Origin of the sequence: Gluconobacter sp. P5B12 (assembly GCF_018812035.1) — a bacterium.
In the GTDB taxonomy this organism is placed as follows: Bacteria; Pseudomonadota; Alphaproteobacteria; order Acetobacterales; family Acetobacteraceae; genus Gluconobacter.
On sequence record NZ_JACRVV010000002.1, the window covers coordinates 60,455 to 83,579 of the forward strand.

Here is a 23,125-nt window from a genome sequence, read left to right on the forward strand (position 1 = left end):
CTGAAAGATATTTATAAAGTATTCCTCGGATAGGATAAATTAGAGATTCGTGAGATGGCCGAAATTTTTTGCGATATCTGCAATATGTTCATGGTGTGTAAAGAATAATATTTGAGTTCTTTTTGCTATGGAGGAAAGAAGTTCAAGTCCTGAAAGAGACCTTTTCTCATCGAATGTTATAAAGAGATCGTCAGCGATAAAGGGAAGCTGAATGCCACGATCTAGAGACTGTTCTACGGACGCAAGGCGGAGTGCCAGATAAAGTTGATCTCTTGTACCTTCGCTCATGGCATGCACCGAGACGAGGGAGGATTCATCGGCAAGGAGACCAGATAGAGTCAGGTTGTCTGTTCCCGTGTCTTCCAGGGCAATCCCTGCATAGCGATGTTGTGTCAGATGTGAAAACATGGCCCCCGCTCTTTTCAACAAGGGGCCATGAGTCTCCTGACGCTGTTTTTCTACGAGACGACGTAACATCAGGCTTTGAAGGCGAAGAGAGACATATCGTGCTGCGCGATCGTTCAGGTCGGCTTCGACTTCCTGTATTTGCTCAGCCGTTTCATGCGATCCACTTTTATCCTCTAGGGTTTTTAAATTCTGACGGGCATCCCATAATTTTTTTTCAATTTCAGAATGCCTTTGTTTCAGAGAAAGATTCTGCTGCTCCAATTCATCCGACTCTTTTTCAAGAGTTTCGGGATCAGCCTGTTTCGCTTCTGATAGAAGAGTCTCCAGAGAGCGCCCGTTACCTGCGGAGAGAATAATCGCTTTCAGTTCTTCACGTCTTTGAAGAAGGTTGGCACGATGTCTGAGTTCGGTAGCGACACTATACAGGCCTTCTCCGAATGGAATTTCAAGCCGCGATAAAATTGGAGAAAGGGTCTGCTTTAGTGAAGTAAGTCGTGCATTGGTCGCGTCAAGTGTTTCCAGAAGTGTTGCCCGCTGCGCCATAAATTCTTCGCGTTTTCGTTCTGTTTCCTGAGCCTGTTTGAGTGAAGCGCACAATTCATCCAATGAGGTCGTATTATTTTTTTCGAGAACAAAATTGAGTGAATTTTTGAACTCTAGGATATCCGTATTATTTTTAAGCTGTTCGCTTTCTTCATTTTCCAAGCGAATTTGAATGGCTCGAGCTTCCTGTACATCCCCAAGGTCAACTTGGCGGGGACCAGCAGGATAGTGACAGGAGGCACAGGCTGTATCCCACTCGACTTGCCATAGGGCCAACTTATCCCGCAGCGCTTCAAGTTGATTTTCTTCAGCAGCAAGAGATGTTTCTAGTCTTTCCTGGGCCTGTTTTTTATCCCTAGCGGCTCTTAAACGATTTTCATACTCATCCTGGATATTTTGTGCATGTTGAAGACAGAGCGCAAAATTATCATTCTGAGTATCAGATATATAAGGTACTAACTCTTTGAGTGCCGAATGCTTTTGTTGCTGCTTTTGCTGCAGAATTTCGTAAACTCGATTCTGATCCTCTGATTTTGAAAGAGCATCGATTCTGGCATCACACCAACCGAGAAATTCTGCAGGCGCAAGTTCGGGCAAGCCGAGATATTTTAATTTCGCATACCAAGATTGCTGCCGAGATATCTGGTCTGATTTAATAAGAGAAACGGTTCTTTCAGCCTGCTCAATTTCTATTTTTATTGTGGTAATTTGCTGGCTAAGATCGTTTAATCGAGCAGACTTCTCAGCATATGCGTGCCGCCGATCCGCAAGTGTATCTGCATTTTCAAGTAAAACCGAGAAAGCGTTTAGAACGGATGATTCGGGATGCTGCTTAGTTTGCAGGAGGCTTTGAATTGATTCCCAAGCCGCATTACGCATCTGCCGCGCGTTTAAGAGCGATTCAGGAGAAACGGCTTCTCCATTTCTTTCCAAGGCATCGTAATCAAAACTTTTCTTCGAGAAGTCTTTTTGGAGCGTTAAAAGAAGATCACGTTCTTTGAAGTGTCTATCCTCAAGCTCACGCCAGACAAGGCACTCAGCGTCAATGATTGTTTTTTGTAGAATAGGCAGACCGTCAAGCGCTCTCCAGCGCGTAGATGGATCGGCGGGAGTCCAGGGAAGGAGACGATCAAAAGCGGCATTAGTGGCATGAATGGCAGCTTTTAGCGCCTTTTGCAGTTCTTGAAGATCATCATCAATGGCTCCAAGGTTGCGCGCGTGGTTCAGGCTGGCTTTTAAGCGTTGAAGATCGATCGTAGAAACACTCTTGGGTCCGTCGGACAGGGACTTTATGGCATCTTGCTCTTGTCTCAATCTCGAGATGCGAAGTTTTATTTCCTGCTCAAGAGTAATGAAATTTTCCCGCTTCTGAAGCTTTTTGTTTAAAGCCTCCAATGCGGCTGCGCTGGGAAGGCGGCAAGGGGAAGCATGATGACGCGCCCAGAATTGCTCCAACCAGATTTTGTCATTTCGAATTCGACTTGTTTTTAAGTTCGTATCGTTTTCGATCTTATAAATAAGATCGTTTCTGTTTTCTAATGAAATGATTTTCTCGCCATCATTCAGAATGGCGGATTTGTCCGGGAGTGATTTGATATATTCCGAAACCGTTTCTAATCTTAACTTTGTTTCGTTATCAATAGAAGTTTGAGTTTTGATTTCAGAGAGGATGGCTTCGAAGTTGTCGCATTCAGGGCTGGAAAATTCTGGGAGTTTGGATCCGGAGAGTTGCGATTGCAGATCTAACAATTGAAGGTAGGGGATGCTGATGTTTCTGGCGCGGCTATTCTCTCGCTGCCGCATCAAGAGACGCTGTTGTTCCGCGTTGCATTCTGAAAGAGCCTGCTCTTCTTTCGCTTGCGCTTCACGGGCAACAATCAGGTCATGAGGAAGGACGGCATTGCTTCTCAAGGCTTTATTGAGTTCCGAAAGGTCGCGCTTCGTCTTGAGAATTTCTGACTTGCTGCTCCCTTTTCTCCATTGGGTACTCGTTTCTTTATCAAGAGAGGTCATTAGACCCCCCAGACCGCCTATTCCCAGACCTGCTGATAGAATTTGGAGGCCGGCGTCGTCTTTGAGGCGTCTCATTTCTTCCCCGCCCTCACGGAGCCGGGTGTGGTTAAGAGCCCATCCAGCTTCGAAGCTTTTTGCGTCCAGGTCTCCCATCCAGCGCTTTAGAAGGTCATCACTTTGTGGGGTGAAATCGTCTGGCTCATAGAAAGTCTGTGTGCGTGCCCTTCGGCGCACGCCCTCCAGAACTTCTCCTTCATGGCTTACTTTTCCACCCACTCGCAGAAGGGGGGCAGCACTCATCCAGTCTGCGCTGATGTGATGCGGAAACTGGAAAAGAAAATCCCTTATAGCTGCAAGCATTGTGGATTTTCCGGCTTCATTATGCCCATGAATGACATGGAAATCCGCTTCCGATTCAGGGAAGGCAATGCTGCGATTTTGAAAGCCGCCATATCGGAAGAGGTCAAGACGATCAAACCGCATCAGGTGGTACTTCCCATAAGTCGTGCTCGTAAGGCAGATCTGGCCTCTTCCAAGGGCCAGTTGCTATCGTCAGCCATTAATGCGCTTTTCTCTACGCAGCTGGGTAATGCAGAAAAAAACATTTCAAACTCTTCGGGGAGCATGGCCAAAAACTCAGGATCGCTGATTAACTCTGCCAAAGCGGCATCTACATCGTGCAGTGTCTTTGCCGATGGTAGAGACGTCGTCTTGTTCCGGAGTTTTTCCAGCGCAATCTGGTTCTGACCTGTGTCCAGAGAGACAGCTATGCTTCGTAAGTCGTCTTGCCAGCATGTAGATGCACAGAGACTGTCATGAAGGGAGGATGCACCCGTTAACGTGACCCGTGCAATAACAGTACGTCCCTCTGCCTGAGTAAGTGCCTTCTCCATGTACCGTCTTGCAGCATGATTAATGTCCTCCATGTCATGCATGTCGGCTATATCTATGACGATATGGGTCCAGCGTACGACGTCACATGCGAGCGGCGTAACAGACTGAACGATGTTATTTTCGACAGTCACAAGTACCGCACCACACGAGCCTGTTTCGCGGATATGCCGGCCTTGCAGTACGCCTGGGAAAACGATCCAGGGATGGCGACAGACAATTTGTTGGGCATGAACATGCCCCAGAGCCCAATAGTCGTAGTGTTTGGATGTAAGTGTCTCTATGGAGCAAGGAGCATAGGTTTCGTGTTCGCCGTAGCCTGAAAGAGACGTATGCAGGACGCCAATATTGAACCAACCTGGGACAGGTGCAGGATATGCTGGCGTCATGTCTTTCCGAACATGTCTGTCCCGAAAGCTTTGACCATGTAGGGCTACCTGGATGTCTTCCAGCCGCACAGTTTCAGGAGCATCGTAACTGAAGTGATCAATGCCCGGGGGACGGGGAAGTTCACGTGCGATGACAGACTGGGCATCGTGATTGCCTGAGAGAGTGATAACTCGAATTCCAGCATTCACGAGACGGCTGAGCGACTTCATCATGTAGAGGCCGGTGCTGACGTCCTGCCAGCTCCCGTCATACAGATCACCTGCGAGGATCAGGAAATTTACCTTCTCTTCAAGTGCGGTATCGATAAGACGATCAAGAGCCCGTCGCGTTGCATTTCGAATTTCTTCCAGTGGAAGGCCCTCATAGCGGCTTAGTCCTTTAAGGGGGCTATCAAGGTGAATGTCGGCAGCGTGCAGGAAGGAGAAGTTGGGCATGCCAACACTCTAACCTGAGAGCAGAGTCGAACGAAGAGTGTTTCAGAAGGAGGCCTTGACGAGGCGAGACGACCCACCCTATGCCGGATTTATGGATAGTTGGACGGCCTACGGTACTGCCCCTCGTGAAGTGATTGCTGGAGGAGGACAACGACTTTCTCCAAAGCATAAATTTTCCTTGGTAACTACAGTCCGTTGGGAAACACCGTATATTTTGGAATGGCTTACCTATCATTTTTCGATAGGGTTTGATCATGTCTATATATATTGCAATGATGATGATCCGGCCGAACTTTACAATGAAATTCTTCCTTTAACTGTTGGACAAAATCCTAAAGTGACATTCGTTCACTATGGGATTGTCGGTGCCCAGTTTCAGATGTTCTTTCATTATTTACGCCACTACTCGACTGAAACCGAGTGGCATATGTTTTTGGATGTCGATGAATTTCTTTGCCTAAAAGATTGCGATGATATCGGGAAATTTCTTGAAAAATTTCCTCCGCTTGATGCTCTTTACTTTAATTGGTCATTTTTTGGTCATAGTGGGTATAAAACCAGACCTAAAGGTGCTGTGCTAACCAATTATATACGTCGCGAAGATGGAGCAACGCCTTTTACAAAAATTCTTGTACGTTCAGCGATGGTTCCGTACGAGGCTATATTTGAGAACCCGCATGAAGCTATTCATCATAACCTTCTTACTGTAGCGCCAGATCTCAGGACAATTAATGTTCTGGGAGATTCCATGAATGGGTACTATGACAATTTTCCTGAAAAAGCCTGGGCATATCTGAAGGAGAACCAGCGTAACCGCGCCATCGTGGATGTGGCCTTTATCGCTCATTACAATATCAAGTCTGAACAGGATTTTGAGATCCGGGCGAAGCGGAGCGTTGTCGGAAATTTCATTGCTCAAAAAACCTGGCAGAGTATGACGCAGGCAGAACGGGCAGTTTTTTTCTCCATGACGAATGCCGTTCAGGACACCTATCTAGCTGATTACTGGAAGAAATTGTCCGATGCTCGGCTAACCTGCGTTTTCCCAATTTCTACTTGGCCGCTGCTGTCAGAAGGTTGTTCCGCAACACAATCTTCAACGTTTTCGGAAATTTCTTCAGAGGATGACGCGGAAGGTCCTCTCTCGGGACAAATTGGAAATTTTCCAGCTCACCATACTGCTGAAGAGAAGAATCCCTGGTGGCAGGTCGATCTTCAGGAAAAAGCCTGTGTTCATGAAGTAAGGCTGTTTAACCGACTTGATTCCGCATTGGAACGCGCAGCTAATCTGACGATTTCCGTCTCAACTGATGGAGAATCCTGGACTGAAGTGCATCGCAAAGAAGATGGACAGATTTTCGGTGGTGCCGACGGCACACCCTATATCTGGACAACCCCGGAAGGGGTTAAGGCAAGGTTTGTAAGGATTACAGTTCTTGGCGAAAAGACATACCTGCATTTCAGCCAGGTCCAGGTTTATGGGAACGTTGACTGAAGCCCAAAAAATATAGTCTCAATGGTTGAGGAGATATTGTGTAACGATATCTGGAAGGTTCTCTTGCAGCGTTTCAGTCGAGGCTACTTCTTCACTACGGAGGCGCTCTAAAAGAGAAAGATCGCTGCTAAAACCCAGTCGATCTGCCAGGATCATAAGTATATTCAAAGATGCGATTTGATGAGCGCGGTAACTCACGTCTGTAAGAACGTTCTTGAGAAGATTACTTTCCTCGCCGGTGACCAGCAGACTGGAGACAGTGCTGAGAATGGAAGAAACCGTCTCATGGGTCGCGGGTGTGTGCCTGCCATGCCGGCTAAGAATCGCCGTAATGTCGCTGACATGCTGTCGGCGCAGGATGAGATCCTGCTTCATCTGGGCACTGACACTTCCATAGCGCTCACAGAATGGCAGTTCTGAAAGAACGGTTTCGATGGCTTTGGTCTCGATCGCCAGATGGTCCTGCAACCGCTCCAGATAAATATCCAGTGCTGTTGTTTCTGTGGACTTGGTTCTGCCAGCCATTGGTTTCCTCTAGCGTCACGATGACGGGATCTGAGCCTATATCTGTTCATGGCGAGTGAACTGTCAACGTCATGATCAAAATTGGAGAGCGGCATAAAAAAAAGTCCTCATGCCAAAGGCTGGCACGAGGACTGAATAACGCGGCGTCTGGTTCTGAATATCAGAAACCGGCGCTTACACTCGCAATAGCGGCGAATGGAGCTGCAATCGCATATGTTGGAGCAGAACCGCTGATAGTCTTGCCGAAGATACCAGTCTGCTGTTTTGCGTTGGTCTGAATGCCCTTGACGAAGCCCAGGTAGGCCTTGTCCGACAGATTGGAGAAGTTAATGCGAACGTTCGGAGCCTGCAAAAAGCCAAGGTTGCCGAAGCGATAGCCGATGTTCGCGTTCATCAGGACATAGCCCGGAATGGACTGGTCGTTCATGAACGTGGAGTACTGGCGGGACACATACTTCAGGTTGTAACCACCGAACAGATGGCCATCGTCATAATCAAGGTTGAAGCCAACCTGGAACTTCGGTGTTTCCGGAGCGAATTTGCCCTTGGTATGGAGATAATCGATGCCAGAGCCGCTACCAGCCTGAAGGTTGCTGCCCAGGCGGGCATCAACATACTCGAAGGACACATATGGGCGGAAGTAACGGAAGATTGGCCGCGTACCAATTTCAGCATCTACGCCGTTTGTTGTCTGACCGCCTGCATTGACGTTGGTGGAGACAAAGTTCTGGCAGAGGCTATCCAAACACTGGCTGGATGACATCAGACGGTTCGTGAAATCATAATGGAAGTACGTGATGGACCCCATAATGGTTTTGCCAGTGTAACGGTATCCAACTTCTTCTGAAATCGAGATTTCCGGGTTCTGGTTTAGGTTTGCCTGAGTTGCGTAGGCATGGCTTCTGGCACTGTAAACGCCAGCATCATACAGGGCGTAATTGGTTGGCATCCGGAAATTAGTGGCACCAGAAACAAAGATCTGGTTTTCAGGGTTGATCTGGTAACGGATGGCTACTGTTGGTAGCGGTTCCTGATACGTATGGCTGCTATTTCGCCCTGTAGAGGTATCCGGCAGCATATTCGTCCCACTTCTCAGAACGATTGCGTATTTGAAGCCAGCATCAATGGTCAGCTTGTTGTTCAGCAGCGACAGTGTGTCACCAATGAACATCGTATGCACGCGTGTCTGTGTCAGGCTATCGCGGAATTGGTAAGTCTGGCCATTGGACAGGATGGCATTTGCATCGCTCCCCCAGACATTCCAAGGGTTACCATCAGCACCAACGCCCGTATAAGGTGCCTGCTGCGCCTGCTTGGAATATTCGAACCAGTAACCGACCATCAGGCGGTTGTTGCCTGTTGTCAGGGTGAGCTTCGTGACAGCACCTGGGCGATACGTCTTGGTCAGGGACGGGTTGTAAAGCATCCGCCGACCTCCCGCGCCGTTCAGGGAGCCTGTTACAGACTGCTCACCATAATTCAGGGAGTCCAGGTTCGTGTAGCGACCACTTCCGCCGCTGCCATCACCATACCAGAAATAAGGCGTTTCAGTCAGAACAAGATGGTCTGTCAGCTTAAAGGTTGACGGTGCGCTGGCATAAATATTGGTGAACGGGTTCTGATGGAGCTTGTAATAAGAAGCGCCATTGTCAGACGCGGAGGGATCGTAGGAGGAGTTCCAGACAGTATTGGAAATCGATTGACCCGCTGCGTTTCGTCCCGGAGCAACGTAGCGATCCTTAACCCCGCGGCCATAGGCATCCCAAGAGGCCTTGTTCACGTTCGGGGTCAAGTAGTTGTATAGTCGGTTCCCCACGATCGCGAGAGAGACGCGGTTTCCATCGCCCCAGTCGTTCACGATCTTGGTTTCTGCGTGCAGCTTGCGGTTTGTCGCATCGCTGTTGTTCACGCCTTCCGTGGCATAGGAGCCTGAGAAGTATGCGCGGAGATTGGTGTTACCGATTTTGCCCGTATCCAGGCGCAGAAAGCCGCGGGTGTAATCATAGGACCCGTAGCTGACTCCAAGACGACCACCACTCTTCATGGTGGGATCAATCATGTACATATCGACCACACCGCCGGTAGAGCTGATATGTGGGCTGTCGAGGTCAGCGGAGCCCTGGGCTACGCGAACGGTACGAAGGTTTTCGGAGTCTACGATTTCCTGAGAGTAAACCGCGAAGTTACCGATGTCGTTGATCGGAAAACCTTCGAGTGTAAAGCCGATTTGGGACTGATCCAGTCCGCGCATGCTCATGGAACTGCCCGTCAGGCCTGCAGGGTCACCAGACGAAACGTTTGCACCTGGAAGCAGAGAGATCAGCTGCATTGGGTCAGCGCCAGGAACCTGCTTCTCGATGAAGTCGCGAGAGACGGCCGAGACAGATTTGGCGCTATCCTGCTTCTCCATCAAACCACCACCCACGGCACGACGCGTTACGCCATCGAAAGAATGACGGCCGCTGACGGAGACATGCTCTTCATGCACATCGGTAGGAGCCGTACTACCCATCATGGATGGAGCAGCTACTTCCGTTTTCGGATGGGATTTTTGAGACTGATGTTTCGTATCTGAAACAGGCGCTGCAAGTGCTGGCAGTGTGCCAAATGCGATCAGCGCAGAGGTCGAGAGGAGGCGTGTAAGGCGCATCGTCTGTGGGGTCTTTCTCGGCCAGGTGGGGTTGGTATGGCTGAGAAAGACCATGGTTTGAAATGATCTTCAATCAGATGATGTCAGTCACACTATGACATTTAGTGTGTATGGTAATTTCGCAACAATGCAGTCGTTCGGAAGCTATTTATAGAGCGATAGCTGTATGCTTTGTGACAGTTTAGAGAAAAGGAGAATATTTCTCTTTTCCTCTATTCTTGGCCTTACGGCCGTAACGCTTCGTCCTGTTGGTACAGCCTGCGGATTCTGCGTTCCTGAAGTGCCGTGACTTCGATTGCGTGCGGGTTCTGGTTTAAGTGAGGGATGATGTGTCCCTTCATGGCTGGAACAAGCTCCGGAAGCTGCGCAATTTGTTTCATAGGAAACAGGCGATCTACTTCCAGCTTTCCGTCTTTTCCGCAAATGTACCAAGCCTGCGGGCGGAAAACATGATCCACATCATATGGGGATGACTGGCTTTCTACATGTGTGATGGCATCATCCAGCGTATCGAAAGAGCGGTAAAGTGCATTGACAGAAGGGTGAATCCTGACCGTTGAAGTGCCGCCTTTTCTTGCAAAGGCCCACGCGGAAACAAATCGTTCTACCGGGTCGCGCCAGATGGCAAAGCTCGGTAGTTCTCTGGAGAGTTCCGGCGTAACATGACGATAGTACCGGAACGTCTGATGCATCATGGAACAGCCGTAAAGCTGGTTGCAGATGGATGTGCCCCCGTTCTTGGGAACATGAATAAACAGTGCGCCAGCACTTCGAATACATTCCAAGCGTTTCAGGCGCTTTTTGCCCAAGGGCAGGCGAAGATGCAGTTCTGCAGCCCGTTCGTGAATATCATTGAATTGCTGAACGCGGAAAAGTCGGCAGAGAAGGGATTGTGGAACGCCGTCTGGTACAGGCCTGAGTACCGACGATTCAGGAATTTTTTCCTGAACCAAGGTCGAGTATGACGGCATAGTCTGTAGCTCCGGTTTTCAAACTGGGGCCACACTGGTCTACGAACCTGAGGGGGTCAAAGACCACCTCGTGACAAAAGGAAACCTCTTTAACAACTCTGACATGAAGCTCAGGAGTGGGGCTTTGAAGGTGCTTCCAAACCGATGCGTTTTCCGTAATGGCGAGCCAGAAGCGTGCAGGTGAAAAGCTGGATCTGGTGATAGATCATGAGAGGCAGAACAATGATGCCTACCGAGGCAGAGGGAAAGATAACGCTCGCCATCGGAACACCAGAGGCCAGCGATTTTTTTGAGCCACAGAACTGAAGCGCGATGCTGTTTTCCGTGGATTGATTCATGCCCTTGCCCATGAAGTGCGAGGCCACCAGCACCAGCGCCAGCATGAGGCTGTCCAGCAATGCCACCTCAAGCAAATGAAGCGGTGAAACGCGGTGCCAGATGCCTTCGACAACGGCTGAACTGAACGCGGTGTAGACGACCACGACGATGGAGCCACGATCTGTGAACGAAATCAGGAATTTGTGGCGTTTGACAATCGGGCCAATCCATTTCTGAAGGATCTGCCCAAGAAGGAACGGAAGAAGCAGTTCCTTGGCAACGTCCAGAACGCTCTCAAGGGGTGAATGACCTGCACCAACGTGACCAAGGACAATGCCTGTCAGAAGAGGGGTCAATGCAATGCCTGCAATATTCGACACAGTGGCTGCGCAGATGGCCGCAGGAACATTGCCGCGTGCAATCGAAGTCAGGGCAATCGAGGACTGAACGGTTGAAGGCAGGCAGCACAGGAAAAGAATGCCAGCCCACAGATCTTCCCCGAACAGCGCATTCGGGAACAAATTGCGGAAGAGCAGATGCAGCCCAATGCCCAGAAGCGGGAAGAGAGCAAATGTGCAGAGCAGAACCGTTCCCTGAAGGCGCCAGTCGCGCACGCTTTCGATAATGGCGTGGCGCTCAAGTTTGGCTCCCTGGAAGAAGAACATCAGGGTAATGAGAACCGTGACGACCTGCTGCAGGATATGTTGCATTTCCCCGCGGCAGGGCAGGACGGAGGCCAGGATGATCGCGCAGATCAGGGCCATCAGGAAAGGGTCAAAGCGCTTCATGACGCTCTTATGTGCGTATTCGCAACGGACATGCAATGTCCTTCCTCTTTTTGAAGACGGGTACTTTCCTGAAAGGCTTCCGGGTTAAGCATCCTTCTGTATGGTGGAGGTATGACAGATCGAAACGACAGGCCCGAACTCGGGCGCCGCACGGCTCTGGCCAGCATTTTAGCCGCAGGAGCTGCTGTCGGCAGTAGCCGGATTGCCAGAGCCGCCGAGGAAACGCCGATGTCTGCAATGACCCCTCATCACGATGAACCCAGCAATTCCCATCAGGAGCCAGGCAATCATCCGGGGATAGCAAGCCAGCCCGTTGTCAGAACGCAGAGTGACTATCTCTATCGCCCAACGGTTCATTTCTCGCCGCAGACCGGGTTCATGAATGATCCCAACGGACTGATTTTCGATGGCCAGACGTATCATCTCTATTACCAGTACGACCCTTTCGCACCCTATGCGGGTCAGGTTCACTGGGGTCATGCAACCAGTACGGACTTATACACGTGGCAAGATCAACCTGTCGCGATTGATCAGACAGCCGCTGGCGAAGCGTATTCAGGGTGTGTGGTTCTGGACCGGAATAATGCTTCTGGTCTTTTCCCCCCGAAGGCAAGCTCCCCTACGCAAGGGGACACTCCACCTGCTCCCAAGACGGCAACGCAGGCGGCAGTTGAGGCCTTGGCTCCCGGCTTGACCAAGGCCACGTCGGATGTGCCATTTTCGCCGGAAAACATGGATGTTCTTGGTCCGGGGACTAGTGCTCCTTTCGGGCATGTTTTTGATCCACCAACAACCGCTGAACTTCCGCCAGCGGCTCCTTCGGTTCCGCCGTTACCATCCATGCCGGGTGGTCTGGTTGCTCTTTACACGCGCGCTACACCCCAGAAGCAGACGCAGTATCTGGCATGGAGTCCGGATGGCGGTAAGCGCTTTATCGATTACGAGCACAACCCTGTTCTGGATATCGGGCTGAACTCTTTCCGAGATCCGAAAGTGTTCTGGCACGAACCTAGTGGAAAGTGGGTCATGGTCGTCGTGAAGGCGCGGGCTCACAGGGTGGCCTTCTACGGATCAATTGATTTGAAACACTGGATGCATCTCAGTGATTTCGGGCCAGCAGGTCTGTTCGGCGTGGATTATGAATGCCCCAATCTTATTGAATTGCAGGTTGAGGATGAGGGGAAGGCATCCCGGTGGGTTCTGTTCGTTTCAGTCAATCCCGGTGGACCTCAGGGCGGAAGTGTCACGCAGTATTTTGTAGGGGACTTCGACGGTGAGCGCTTTATCCCCGAGAACACGGTCATAGGTCTGACGGACTTCGCCAAAGACAGCTATGCTATGCAGGTTTATGAAAACATGCCGGGCAACGAGGCCGTCTATTTCGCTTGGTTTGGGAACTGGCAGTATTGCGAAGAGGTTCCGAACAGAAGCTGGCGCGGTCTTATGACCCTTCCGCGAACCTTGTCGCTCAGGCGGGACGATATGAACTGGCTACGGTTGGTGCAGCGTCCTCGAGGACTGGAAACGCTGAGAGGCGAGCAGATTCCCTTTCGGGTTGAGCGTATTGCTGCTCAGAGCGGCGTTCAGGTCTCCATCCCCACAGGGCAGGCTATTGAACTCTCTCTGACGGTAACTGTGGATGAGCGTAGAAACCCGCAACCTGATGGCAACAAGGGGCGAGCGGGTCGTTTCCTGATTGTCTTCTCCAACGGTCAGGGAGAGTCTCTGTCTATCGGGTTTGACGCATTTTCAGCGCAGCTCTGGCTGGATCGCGGAGATCTGCATGGCTTTTCGCAGCCATTTTTCACGGAGAGGTTTTCCACGCCACTGACAGCAAACAGCCGACGTTTCTCGTTGAAACTGGTTCTGGATGCGTGCGCGCTCGAAATCTTCATCAATGATGGCTTGTCGGTTGGGACAGCTCTGGTGTTTCCTGCAAGTCCCTTGGATACACTCAGTCTTCAGGCAACAAACGCTGGTGCAACCATCGAAAATCTCAGTCTGTATCCTCTTCGGAAAACCATGGATCGTCCGACCGCCGTATGATCGCAAACAGCCAAGGCTTCTGAACCGCGATACACGGCAGGCAGCGAAAGAGTAACAATGCATTTTACCCAGACCTTTGATGCGCACTCCTTTCTGGATACGTTCGGAAGCTATCTGGCTGCTTTTGTATTTGGGACGCTGATCGGGGCGGAACGTCAGTTCCGCCAACGGACCGCCGGGTTACGCACCAATGCGCTGGTCGCGATTGGTGCGTCTGCTTTCGTAGATCTCGCAGAGCGTATTGGCGGAGATGTCTCGGCCATTCGCGTGATTGCCTACGTGGTATCAGGCGTTGGATTTCTTGGCGCCGGCGTCATCATGAAAGATGGCCCCAATGTGCGGGGCCTGAACACTGCGGCAACACTCTGGTGCTCAGCCGCCATCGGTGCGTGCACAGGGTGCGACATGATTGCGGAAGCAGCTCTGCTGACCGTCTTTATTCTTGGTGCCAATACGGTGTTGAGAGTTCTGGTGAAATGGATCGATCGCCGCCTGCCGCCACAGATTGATGCAGTGGATCAGGAATGACGGCTCTGTTCATGAGTCTCGGCGCAGCTAAGACGAGCTAGGCTTTAAGGCTTAGCACAAACATATTTTTTGTTTTCTGGAAAAAATGGTGCCCAAGACCGGCGTCGAGAAAGGCAGTTCAAGCAAATAGTTACAAGGGCGTGGGTCAAAAATTCCGATATGCTTTTGTTAGATTTATTTGGGTTCATGTCCCACTCAAAAGCCGGGAGTGTGCATGATGAGTGGCACGAATATCGCGGCATTTCAGAAAAATGCCAAAGAGGTTGCCTTGGCGCTCCTTGGTGGCCCGAACCGCAAAATGTCGAAGCCGCATGAACTGCGCTTCGGCTCCCGTGGTAGCCTTGCCGTCGATGTAGAAAAAGGCGTCTGGCAGGATCATGAAAGCGGGACCGGCGGCGGCATGATCGAACTGGTCATGCGGCAAAAGTCCCTGGACAAGTCAGCAGCGGCAAAGTGGCTGCGAGACGGTGGGTTTTTGCCTGAACGGGACCAGCAGCCTTGCTCGAAGCCTCGTGTGGTCGAAAATTACGACTATCTGTCGGCGGATGGAGAAGTCCTGTTTCGTGTCGTCCGGCTTGAGCCAAAGGACTTCCGACAGCAGACCCCTGACGGTCGAGGCGGCTGGAAATGGGGCGCTAAGGGTGCAAAGCGCGTTCTCTATCGTCTTCCGCGTGTCTTGCAGGCCATGGAAGCGGGAGAAACTGTCTGGATCGTTGAAGGCGAAAAGAGCGTGCATGTTCTGGAAGCTATCGGCCTGACGGCAACCTGTTCGCCTGGCGGCGCTGGAAAGTGGAATGATGATTACGGCATGGCCTTGAAGGGGGCGAACGTGGTCGTCATGCCGGATAATGATGATCCCGGCCGGAAGCATGCAGAAGAGGTTTGTAAGGCTCTGTCAGGGCTGGTTGGGCGTCTGCGCATGCTCACGCTGCCTGACCTGCCGAGCAAAGGCGATGTTGTGGACTGGCTGCGGAAAGGCGGCACGGCTCAGGAATTGCAGAGACTGGCGGATAAGGTCGAGCAAAAGGCTCCTGTTGATCAGGTGGATATTTCAGCATTTCCACCGACAGAAGACGGCATTGCATTGGCTTTCGAAGCCCGGTTTGCGGACCAACTGCGCTACGATCACAATGTCGGGGCATGGTTTGAGTGGGCTGGCTCTCACTGGAAGCGTGAAGAAACCCGGCTGGCCTATCACTGGTGCCGAACGATTGCCCGTGAGCTGGTGTCGTCAAATTCGGATGGGAAGACTGCGGCGATCATGGCGCGTGCAAGTGCGGCAAGAGGTGTCGAGGCTTTTGCTCAGACTGCACGCGCCTTTGCGGTTACTTCCGCGATATGGGACACCGATCCGCTCTTGCTTGGCACGCCTGACGGAACCGTTGACCTCCGCACTACACAATCAAGAGCAGCACGTCAGGAAGATTATATCACACGGCATGTTGCTGTGCGACCAGCAGAACAGCCAAATTGCCCGATCTGGGACCGCTTTCTGTTTGATGCGACAGGCGGCGATCATGAAATGATCCGCTTTCTGCGTGCCTGGTGCGGTTACTGCCTGACGGGCGATACTCGGGAACACGCATTGTTGTTTATTTACGGTCCGGGCGGAAACGGCAAGTCGGTGTTCATCAATACCGTTGCGGGCATCCTCGGTGATTATGCGAGCAATGCTGCGATGGAGACGTTCGTTGCTTCTGGCGTGGATCGTCACCCTACGGATCTGGCGATGTTGCGTGGTGCGCGTCTCGTGACGGCATCTGAAACCGAAGAAGGGCGACCATGGGCAGAAGCACGGATCAAACAACTAACGGGCGGCGATACGATCACGGCACGCTTCATGCGTCAGGACTTCTTTCAGTATCGGCCTACCTTCAAGCTGATGATCGTCGGGAATCATAAGCCGATCCTGCATACGGTCGATGAAGCCATGCGGCGGCGGTTCAATATTCTCGGGTTTGAACGCAAGCCAGACACGCCTGATCCCCGCCTGGAAGCAAAGCTGCGCGATGAGTGGCCTGCAATTCTGCGCTGGATGATTGAGGGCGCGTATGACTGGCAGATGAATGGTCTGGTCCGTCCGCGTGCTGTCGTGGAGGCTACGGCAGAATATTTCTCAGAGCAGGACGTGCTCGGTCAGTGGCTCGATACGGCCTGCAATGTATCGCCAGAGCGTGAGGACACGACGCAAGCACTGTTTGCAAGCTGGTCTGAATTTGCCAAGCGTTCGGGGGAAGAGATCGGGTCCGCAAAGCGGTTCAGTTCTGCCTTGCAGAAACGTGGTTTCGTTTTTTGTCGCAATCCAAAAGGTTCACGTGGGCAGCGTGGTTTCCGTGGTTTGGAAGTCAAGCCGATGTCATGGGCGGATCAATAACCATGACACGGCGGGTGCTTGTGAAAGTCGATGCGACACAAAAACGAAATTGGAAAACGGCAGAAAACAGCCATTTTTCACTTATTCCTGTGTCACGTGTGTCAGATGTGTCAGATAAAACCTATTATCGCCCTACACGCGTGCGCGCATATAAGGGTTATAGGGAAAATCCGACACATCTGACACATGTGACACAAGGCGATGAATTAGACGCGATTGCAGAGGCCGTTTGTCGGCTTCTGCCTGACCATCGAGACCCGGAAGCCTTTCACCTGGCGAAAGCGGATGCAGTCCGTCGCCTAGCGCGCAGAACTCGGGCCGGGCACTGAAAACGGGGGGAGGGTGAGCAATGGCCGAGGGGCGGGCACCGGAACCGCGTCAGGCTCACGCGCAGATTTTTTACGGATGTTTGAAAACAATCAAAAAAATCAAAGATCGCAAGGATATATTAGAGGGTCAGGCTCGGTTTTTATTTCAATATCATCTTCATCTTCTTTATTAATCCCCGCATCTTTGAAGGCTATACATGCTTTTTTTAGGATGATTTTTTGCTCTATCCGAGTTTTGTTTTTTATTTCCGGGAATATATTTCTATATGGTGCTTTATCTACTTTCGGGTCTAATTTTTCTTCGTTTAACGCATAAAACCATGTTTGAAACACTTGAGCTTCAATCGGAAGTTTCTTTGTGTATGACGAATAATCAGTCCACGCTAATAGTAGTATAGAGTCATTTATTTTGTCAGAAAATCCTTTTAATAGTGACTCGTCATTTCTCAATAGATTTTTGTTTTTTGATGTAGCATGTTTAAATGCGTTCCAATACTTTGATCTAATTTTTCTAAATTCCTTTATGTCTAACCCTGGGTTTTGTCTTATAAGTTTATTTGTAAAAACATCAATATTTTCATGGTTTGATATGCTTTCTATTACTTCTCCCGCAGAGCAAGCTAGGCAATGTACTGATATTGGGTCCATATTTTCAATAAAAAGTGCTAAAGATGTTCCTAATTGATGTCTGGCTATTTGTATTTTGCGCATTTTGCAAACCCTTGACAAGTAAGATTGATGACCTCACCATATCGCTCGGAGCTTGAACACTCCATTTTAGGCTGTGGCGGTCGCTGCTCGATAGCAGAATCCGTTAATAGAAATTCGCTCCGGGGGCGATTAGGGATGTCCAAGAGGGCAACCTCTAAAGCCTTTTCGGCCTGACTACAGCCAGGTGTTCAACCCCCGGAGTGTATGCCTTGAACAGTATGCGCTTCCGGCAATCAATGCTGTAGGAGCTGCATATCATGCGCTCGGTAAATCGTCGTGACATTTTCCCGGCCCTCGGGACCGTCCTGCTTGGCGGCATCGCCACCGCATCCCTCGCAAAGCCTGAAAGTCTGTCCGCCGCACCCGCGAAGCCGGAAGGCCACAAATCGGACGCGCATCTGATTGCGCTGTGCGAGCAGTTCATTGAAGTGCAAGACAAGATCGACGCTGCTCATGCTTCCGTCGATACGTACGAGGAAGAGCAGCGGGCAGAGCCGATCTTCACGGCGCTCTACAAGCGCGAAAACACGTTGTTCCAGCAGATCATCAAAACGCCCGCCGTGAGCATTGCCGGTGTGCGTGCCAAGACGAAAGCCATGGCGTCCTGGGAACGCGAAGGGCTTGCTGATGATCCCGACGAGTTCTGGAACGTGCGAGCCTATAACTCGATTTTACGCGATCTTCTGGCCGTCTGACGATAGTCCCACCAGAGTTCTTGTTTTTAGGTTTGGGTTCACGATAAACCGAAAAGGTTATTTGATGAATAATCCTCTCCTGAAAGGACGCCCAATGTCTGTCGATAATGACGAACACCTCTACCGCCTGCCTCACCTGTGCGCAGGCGCTAAGATTTCTCGCGGCACTCTGCTCGGTTGGATTAAGCGAGAAGACAACATCATCTTTGCTGATCTGGACCAGAAGGAGACTTCTGGCCGTGGCGGCGCGATCATCTTCTCACGGCGTCAGGCTATCCAGACGGGCCTTGTGGCCGAAGGGCAGCGTCTTGGCTTGCCGGTGGCTCTCGCTGCAAAGGTTGCTGCGGGCTTTGCCTATGTCGGGCGCTCCGAAATCGGTCCGCTTCCCGGCTTCGTGCCCGGAGAACTACTTAAGGGCGGTCGTCGCACGTATCTGGTCCATTTCGAGGGGGCTGAAACAGCATCGGTGCTGGCTGGTCTCTCTGACCTGGAATTAGCCGCCGCTGCCGGTGAACAAGGCGTATCGGCTCTCAACGCCTTCCATGTCATCAACGTGAATGCCGTTGTGCAGCGTATGGATGAGGCGCTGGAAGCCAATGTTGGCCCTCATTCTCATGATGTTGGCGGTGTGGCATGAATAGCTCTGCAACCCGTACTCTTTCCGCCGTTCTGGCGGATATGGAAGCGATCAAGGGGCAGGGCGGCCCGGAGGTCGACAAGCGTTGGTCTGAACTGGAAACGGAAGCCAATTCGCTCAAGGCTCGTGAAACCCGCCAACGCGCCCTGGACGATTTAGCGCGTTCGGCTCCGGGCGTTTCGCTTTCAGGTGATGCTCATTACCAGCGGGCACGCAACAGTTTCACCCTGGTCGATGCAGTTCGTGCCCAGGTGCGCGGGATCACGGATGATGATCGGACCGGGCGGGCGCGTGAAATGTCTGCCGAGATCGAGCGTCGTACAGGCCAGAAACCGCAGGCGGGTGGCATTCTGGTGGACCTCACGCCTAATCTGGAAACCCGCGCAACGCTGACGACTGGCGCTCAGGGGACCGCTGGTGAAGCTGCTAGCCTGATCCCGACACAACAGCGTCCGGATCAGTTCGTCAGCCTTCTGCGGGCGCGCCTGATTACGCAACAGCTTGGCGCGGTCGTGCTGGATGGCCTTTCCGGTAATATCGGTATTCCTCGCCAGACGGCTGCGGCGCAGGCGGCATGGGTTGGGGAAAACCAGACTCTTCCTGCGGGAAATCCGGCCTATGACGGCATTGTCATGAGCCCGAAGACATGCGGATCAATCGCTGAAATCAGCCGAAATACGCTGATGCTTTCCAGCCCTGCTGCTCAGGAATTGGTACAATCCGATCTTCTAGCAGTCATGGCGCAGGCTCTGGACGCTGCTGCTCTGGCTGGTGATGAAACCAACTTCACTCCTAAAGGTGTCATTCCGCAGGCTGCACATACTGCCGATTACACGGCAGGAAGTTTGTCCTGGCCGGAAATTCTTGCTCGCCTGACGGATCTAGAAACGGCCAATGCGGTGCCGAATGGGTGGGCGATTGGTGCAGGTGTTCGCGCATCCCTAATGGCAACTCCGAAGGCTGCCTCGGTGGGTGCCGGGTTCATCATGGATGATGGAACGCTGGCGGGCCTGCCCGCACAATGGAGCACCAACGTTCCGGCTGGTTCTCTTGTTCTGGGTGACTGGACGAACCTGCTGATCGGCATGTGGGGTGTCGTAGAAATCCTGGTCAATCCATATGCGTCTGAAGCCTTCCAGCGCGGTAACGTGCAGATCCGAGTGATCCAGAGCGCAGATGTGGCGGTTCGCCGTCCGCAGGCATTCTCGGTTCTTACCCCTAAAGCTGCGACCGGGGGCTGATCCATGATGCGCGGGACAATGGAAATGCGCTTTTCGGCAGGTGTGACGCCTGCCGGAAATGGCCTTACTCTCCGGGGTCTGGCGGTGCCTTATGAGAAGCCCGCGCAGATCGGCAATTTCTCCGAACGATTTACAGCCCATGCGCTCCGGTCGGCCTGCGATGGTCAGGATATTCTGGCGTTGCAGGATCACGATGCTGCCAAACTGCTAGGCCGCACGCGCTCTGGCACCTTGCAACTCGAAGACCGGTCTGATGGGCTGCATTTTGCGCTTGATCTGCCAGATACCGAACGTGGCCGGGATGTGTATGCCATGGCCAAACGTGGCGATCTTGGCGGCGTAAGTATTGGCTTTTCTGATGCTGTTGACGAATGGCACGGGCGAGAAACCCGCATCATTCATGGGGCGCGGCTGCATGAGATTTCGATCATTTCATCGCATCCTGCTTATGCCGAAACTTTCGTGGAACCGCGTAGTCGTCCGCTTGGTGAGATTTACCTGGTAGAGCGATACCGGGACCGCGTTCTGACGATGTTGAGGCTGTAATGGGCTTTTTCACGAATTCAACGCCTCGCAGTCGTGTGCGGAAAGAACCTATCCTGTCGATGGAAAGCCGGGTTTCAAGTCGATATTCTAACGGCTGGGGGGCTGTTGGTTCCGGATTGGGTGGTACGCAGACGGCGCATGGGCCCGTGCCTGTATGGCTGGCCGAAAGTCTGTCCGCTGTTACAGCTTGCCTGGAAATTACAACTGCTTCTATTGCAAGCCTTCCGGCTTCTATCGTCGCTGATGCTGAAGATGGGCGACAGGCCGCCCAGGACACTTTGCCAGCCGTCAAACTGATCTCACGCCCGAACATGCGGCAAAGCTGGCCGTCATTCTGCATGCAAGTCGTTGCTGATTTGCAGATGCAGGGCAATTCAGTTTCGTGGATCAAGAAAGATGCACGCGGGGCTGTGGTCAGCCTCACGCCTATTCCTTGGACGTGGCTTAGTCCGCAAGTTGTTGGCGTTGGCACACACTCTCGGCTCGTGTTCGACGTTGTGACCTCAACGCCTGAAACTCAGCTTCTGGGTTTGCCGCCGCGTCTCCTAGACACCGAAGTCCTTCACATTAAGGCACGATCAGATAATGGCCTGATCGGTCGAAGCGTGCTTGCGCGGGCGGCTGGCGTCGTTCGCGAAAGCCTCGAAATGTCCAAGGTGGCGGAAAAGACCTGGCGAAACGGTATGCGGCCTTCTGGCTACCTATCATCGCCTTCGTATCTTACCCAAGAGCAACGCGCCCAGGCTAAGGCATCCCTCCAAGATTACTCCGGGGCGCTGAACGCAGGCAAAGTTCCACTCCTTGAAGGTGGATGGTCTTTCAAGCCAGCAAGCTTGAACAGCGCAGATGCAGAGTTTCTCGCAAGTCGGCAATTCGGTGTTGCTGAAATCTGTCGTCTGTTTCGTGTGCCTGAACCGCTGATTCAATTAGGCGACCGGCTGCCGGCTGATTTGTCACCGTATCTGACGGCTTTCGCTCAACTCACCTTGGCGCCGATTGTGTCTGCGATTGAAGCCGAGTTTGACCAGGCGGTGTTGCCTGCCGGGTATCATCTTCTGATTGATATGGGCGGCTTACTGCGGGGCAATTATAGCGCGGTTGCTGCTGCTAACTGCGCTCAGGTGCAGAGCGGCATCATGACAGCTAACGAGGCGCGCAATGCGGTTGGATTGTCTTCGCATGCTGATGGCGATGCGTTGCGAAACGGTAGCGCGCCGAGCTGGCCTGCGGATGCGCCTGGCATGCCTTCTCTTGCGCCGAAACCCGGTCATACTGGTGACGGCTTTCCGGCTCCTGGCACGCATCAAAATGAAGGGGCAAGCGCGTGAAATACGATCATCTCCCGCCCGGTTTGGTGCCTATCTTTCTTCGGCGATCCGCGGCGGCGGCGTTCTGGGGCGTGAGTGAATCAACCTTTGATCGGATGGTCGAGGAAGGCCATGCGCCACGCCCGATCCGTTTCGGGAAAATCGTTCTCTGGCATCGACCTTCGTTGGTGTCGGCTGCGGCTCGGATGAGCGGGGCTAAACCGGATGAAACAGCGCTTTTTTCAGGATTGGAAAGAGCTAATGAGTGGGATTCGGTATTGAAATGATTGTGGTCCGTAAGCACTACAAATATGTGGTGGAGGACACTGACAGGCACGGGAAAACCCGTGTCTATCTGCGTCGTCCTGGACATAGAAAAATCCGTCTCAGAGAAGCGCCTGGAACGCCAGAATTCGACGATGAATATCGCCGTGCATTGGCTGGAGAAATTGCGCCTGCTCAGTCAAAGAGTGAGGTTTTGATACCGGGCAGCTTTCGGGATCTCTGCGTGACGTATTATCGATCGGCTGTTTTCGGTCGTCTCGATAGTCGCACACGATATGTGCGGCGGGGTGTCTTGGACAATCTGTGTGAGAAATGCGGTTCCAATCCTGTCAGCACCTTACTGCCGAAGCATGTAATGGCTTTACGGGATTCGAAGGCAGGTAAGCCGGAAGCTGGAAACGGCATCTTGAAGGCATTGCGTGCGCTGCTCGCTTTTGGCGTTCAGGTTGGGATGATCGAGAAAAACCCCGCGAAAGAGGTGGGATATATCCCTGCCAGTGGCAGCGGGTTTCATAGCTGGACGCCTGCCGAGATTGAGACGTTCGAGGCTTTCTATCCGATAGGATCACCAGCTCGCCTGGCGTTCGCAGTCTTGCTTTACACAGGGCAGCGTAGGAGCGATGCAGTCCGACTCGGTATCAAAGATATTCGGGATGGTTCTCTCACTTTTACACAAGTGAAAAACGGAAAGCGGAAGCCGGTTACCCTGACTTTACCAGTCGTGCCGGATTTATGGCGCATCATTGAGGCCACGCCTGGAGCATTAGAAGGCGAAACGTTCATTCAAGGAATGAATGGGCGTCCTTACACGCCGGAAAGCTTTGGCAACCGATTTCGGGATTGGTGCAATGCTGCGGGGCTGCCTCAATGCTCGTCACATGGCTTGCGAAAGGCTGCGGCTGCGCGGCTGGCAGAGCTTGGATGCTCGGCTCACGAAATTGCAGCGGTCACAGGTCACCGCTCTCTCAAAGAAGTTCAGAGATACACAAATGCAGCAGAC

Annotated in this window: 16 protein-coding genes and 2 pseudogenes; 11 read left to right on the top strand and 7 right to left on the bottom strand. The window is 52.1% G+C overall.

Translation table 11 applies throughout. From position 1 onward, the window contains the following. Positions 1-39 precede the first annotated feature (39 nt). Together KP702_RS04330 and KP702_RS04335 are read right to left on the bottom strand one after the other, a co-directional pair. Positions 40-3,447, bottom strand: coding sequence for an AAA family ATPase (locus KP702_RS04330; RefSeq protein WP_215768563.1), 3,408 nt, complete (start codon positions 3,445-3,447; stop codon positions 40-42). Then, positions 3,447-4,679, bottom strand: a complete 1,233-nt coding sequence (locus KP702_RS04335; protein WP_202206894.1) for a DNA repair exonuclease — start codon at positions 4,677-4,679, stop codon at positions 3,447-3,449. Before KP702_RS04335 ends, KP702_RS04330 begins: the two co-directional genes overlap by 1 nt. A gap of 55 nt (positions 4,680-4,734) precedes the next feature. On the opposite strand from KP702_RS04335, the gene KP702_RS04340 reads away from it, so the two are divergent. Beyond that, positions 4,735-6,174, top strand: coding sequence for a discoidin domain-containing protein (locus KP702_RS04340; protein WP_252348552.1), 1,440 nt, complete (start codon positions 4,735-4,737; stop codon positions 6,172-6,174). An 18-nt stretch (positions 6,175-6,192) separates the two neighbouring features. Here KP702_RS04340 and KP702_RS04345 read toward each other — a convergent pair whose 3' ends face one another. The 4 genes from KP702_RS04345 to KP702_RS04360 all read right to left on the bottom strand — a co-directional run bounded on the left by KP702_RS04345 (position 6,193) and on the right by KP702_RS04360 (position 11,426). Beyond that, entirely contained in the window at positions 6,193-6,699 is a 507-nt protein-coding gene (locus tag KP702_RS04345) for a DUF892 family protein (protein WP_202206896.1), read from the bottom strand. A gap of 160 nt (positions 6,700-6,859) precedes the next feature. Next, on the bottom strand, positions 6,860-9,349 hold the full coding sequence (locus KP702_RS04350) for a TonB-dependent receptor (protein WP_202206897.1): 2,490 nt from the start codon (positions 9,347-9,349) through the stop codon (positions 6,860-6,862). A gap of 224 nt (positions 9,350-9,573) precedes the next feature. Beyond that, positions 9,574-10,320: a sulfotransferase family 2 domain-containing protein gene (locus KP702_RS04355; RefSeq protein WP_202206898.1), complete on the bottom strand. Its 747-nt coding sequence runs from the start codon at positions 10,318-10,320 to the stop codon at positions 9,574-9,576. 110 nt (positions 10,321-10,430) lie between these two features. Next, positions 10,431-11,426 carry a bile acid:sodium symporter family protein gene (locus tag KP702_RS04360; RefSeq protein ID WP_202206899.1) on the bottom strand — a complete coding sequence of 332 codons (996 nt, stop codon included), beginning with the start codon at positions 11,424-11,426 and terminating at the stop codon, positions 10,431-10,433. 111 nt (positions 11,427-11,537) lie between these two features. Between KP702_RS04360 and KP702_RS04365 the strand changes: the two genes are divergently transcribed. The 3 genes and pseudogenes from KP702_RS04365 (at position 11,538) to KP702_RS04375 (ending at position 16,374) form a co-directional block, all read left to right on the top strand. Further along, the gene (locus KP702_RS04365; RefSeq protein ID WP_215768564.1) at positions 11,538-13,472 is read left to right on the top strand and encodes a glycoside hydrolase family 32 protein; all 1,935 of its coding nucleotides are present in this window, start codon (positions 11,538-11,540) and stop codon (positions 13,470-13,472) included. Positions 13,473-13,529: 57 nt separating this feature from the next. Continuing rightward, positions 13,530-13,961: pseudogene (locus KP702_RS04370) on the top strand (MgtC/SapB family protein); the annotation flags it as partial. Between the two features lie 253 nt (positions 13,962-14,214). Continuing rightward, entirely contained in the window at positions 14,215-16,374 is a 2,160-nt protein-coding gene (locus KP702_RS04375) for a phage/plasmid primase, P4 family (RefSeq protein ID WP_252348553.1), read from the top strand. A 428-nt stretch (positions 16,375-16,802) separates the two neighbouring features. Here KP702_RS04375 and KP702_RS04380 read toward each other — a convergent pair whose 3' ends face one another. Next, positions 16,803-17,414 (bottom strand): hypothetical protein, encoded by a 612-nt coding sequence (locus KP702_RS04380; RefSeq protein ID WP_215768565.1) that lies wholly within the window; start codon positions 17,412-17,414, stop codon positions 16,803-16,805. 257 nt (positions 17,415-17,671) lie between these two features. Here KP702_RS04380 and KP702_RS04385 point away from each other — a divergent pair, with 257 nt between their 5' ends. The 7 genes and pseudogenes from KP702_RS04385 to KP702_RS16515 form a co-directional block, all read left to right on the top strand. After that, on the top strand, positions 17,672-18,109 hold the full coding sequence (locus KP702_RS04385) for a hypothetical protein (protein ID WP_215768566.1): 438 nt from the start codon (positions 17,672-17,674) through the stop codon (positions 18,107-18,109). A gap of 94 nt (positions 18,110-18,203) precedes the next feature. After that, on the top strand, positions 18,204-18,746 hold the full coding sequence (locus tag KP702_RS04390) for a hypothetical protein (protein WP_215768567.1): 543 nt from the start codon (positions 18,204-18,206) through the stop codon (positions 18,744-18,746). Next, positions 18,743-19,987: a phage major capsid protein gene (locus tag KP702_RS04395; RefSeq protein ID WP_215768568.1), complete on the top strand. Its 1,245-nt coding sequence runs from the start codon at positions 18,743-18,745 to the stop codon at positions 19,985-19,987. The genes KP702_RS04390 and KP702_RS04395 overlap by 4 nt, the downstream gene beginning before the upstream one ends. A 3-nt stretch (positions 19,988-19,990) precedes the next feature. Continuing rightward, positions 19,991-20,533, top strand: a complete 543-nt coding sequence (locus KP702_RS04400; protein WP_215768569.1) for an HK97 family phage prohead protease — start codon at positions 19,991-19,993, stop codon at positions 20,531-20,533. Continuing rightward, the gene (locus tag KP702_RS04405) at positions 20,533-21,861 is read left to right on the top strand and encodes a phage portal protein (RefSeq protein WP_215768570.1); all 1,329 of its coding nucleotides are present in this window, start codon (positions 20,533-20,535) and stop codon (positions 21,859-21,861) included. The genes KP702_RS04400 and KP702_RS04405 overlap by 1 nt, the downstream gene beginning before the upstream one ends. Further along, on the top strand, positions 21,858-22,127 hold the full coding sequence (locus KP702_RS04410) for an AlpA family transcriptional regulator (protein WP_146911312.1): 270 nt from the start codon (positions 21,858-21,860) through the stop codon (positions 22,125-22,127). The genes KP702_RS04405 and KP702_RS04410 overlap by 4 nt, the downstream gene beginning before the upstream one ends. 449 nt (positions 22,128-22,576) lie before the next feature. After that, positions 22,577-23,116 (top strand): annotated as a pseudogene (locus KP702_RS16515) (tyrosine-type recombinase/integrase); the annotation flags it as partial. Between the last annotated feature and the right edge of the window lie 9 nt (positions 23,117-23,125).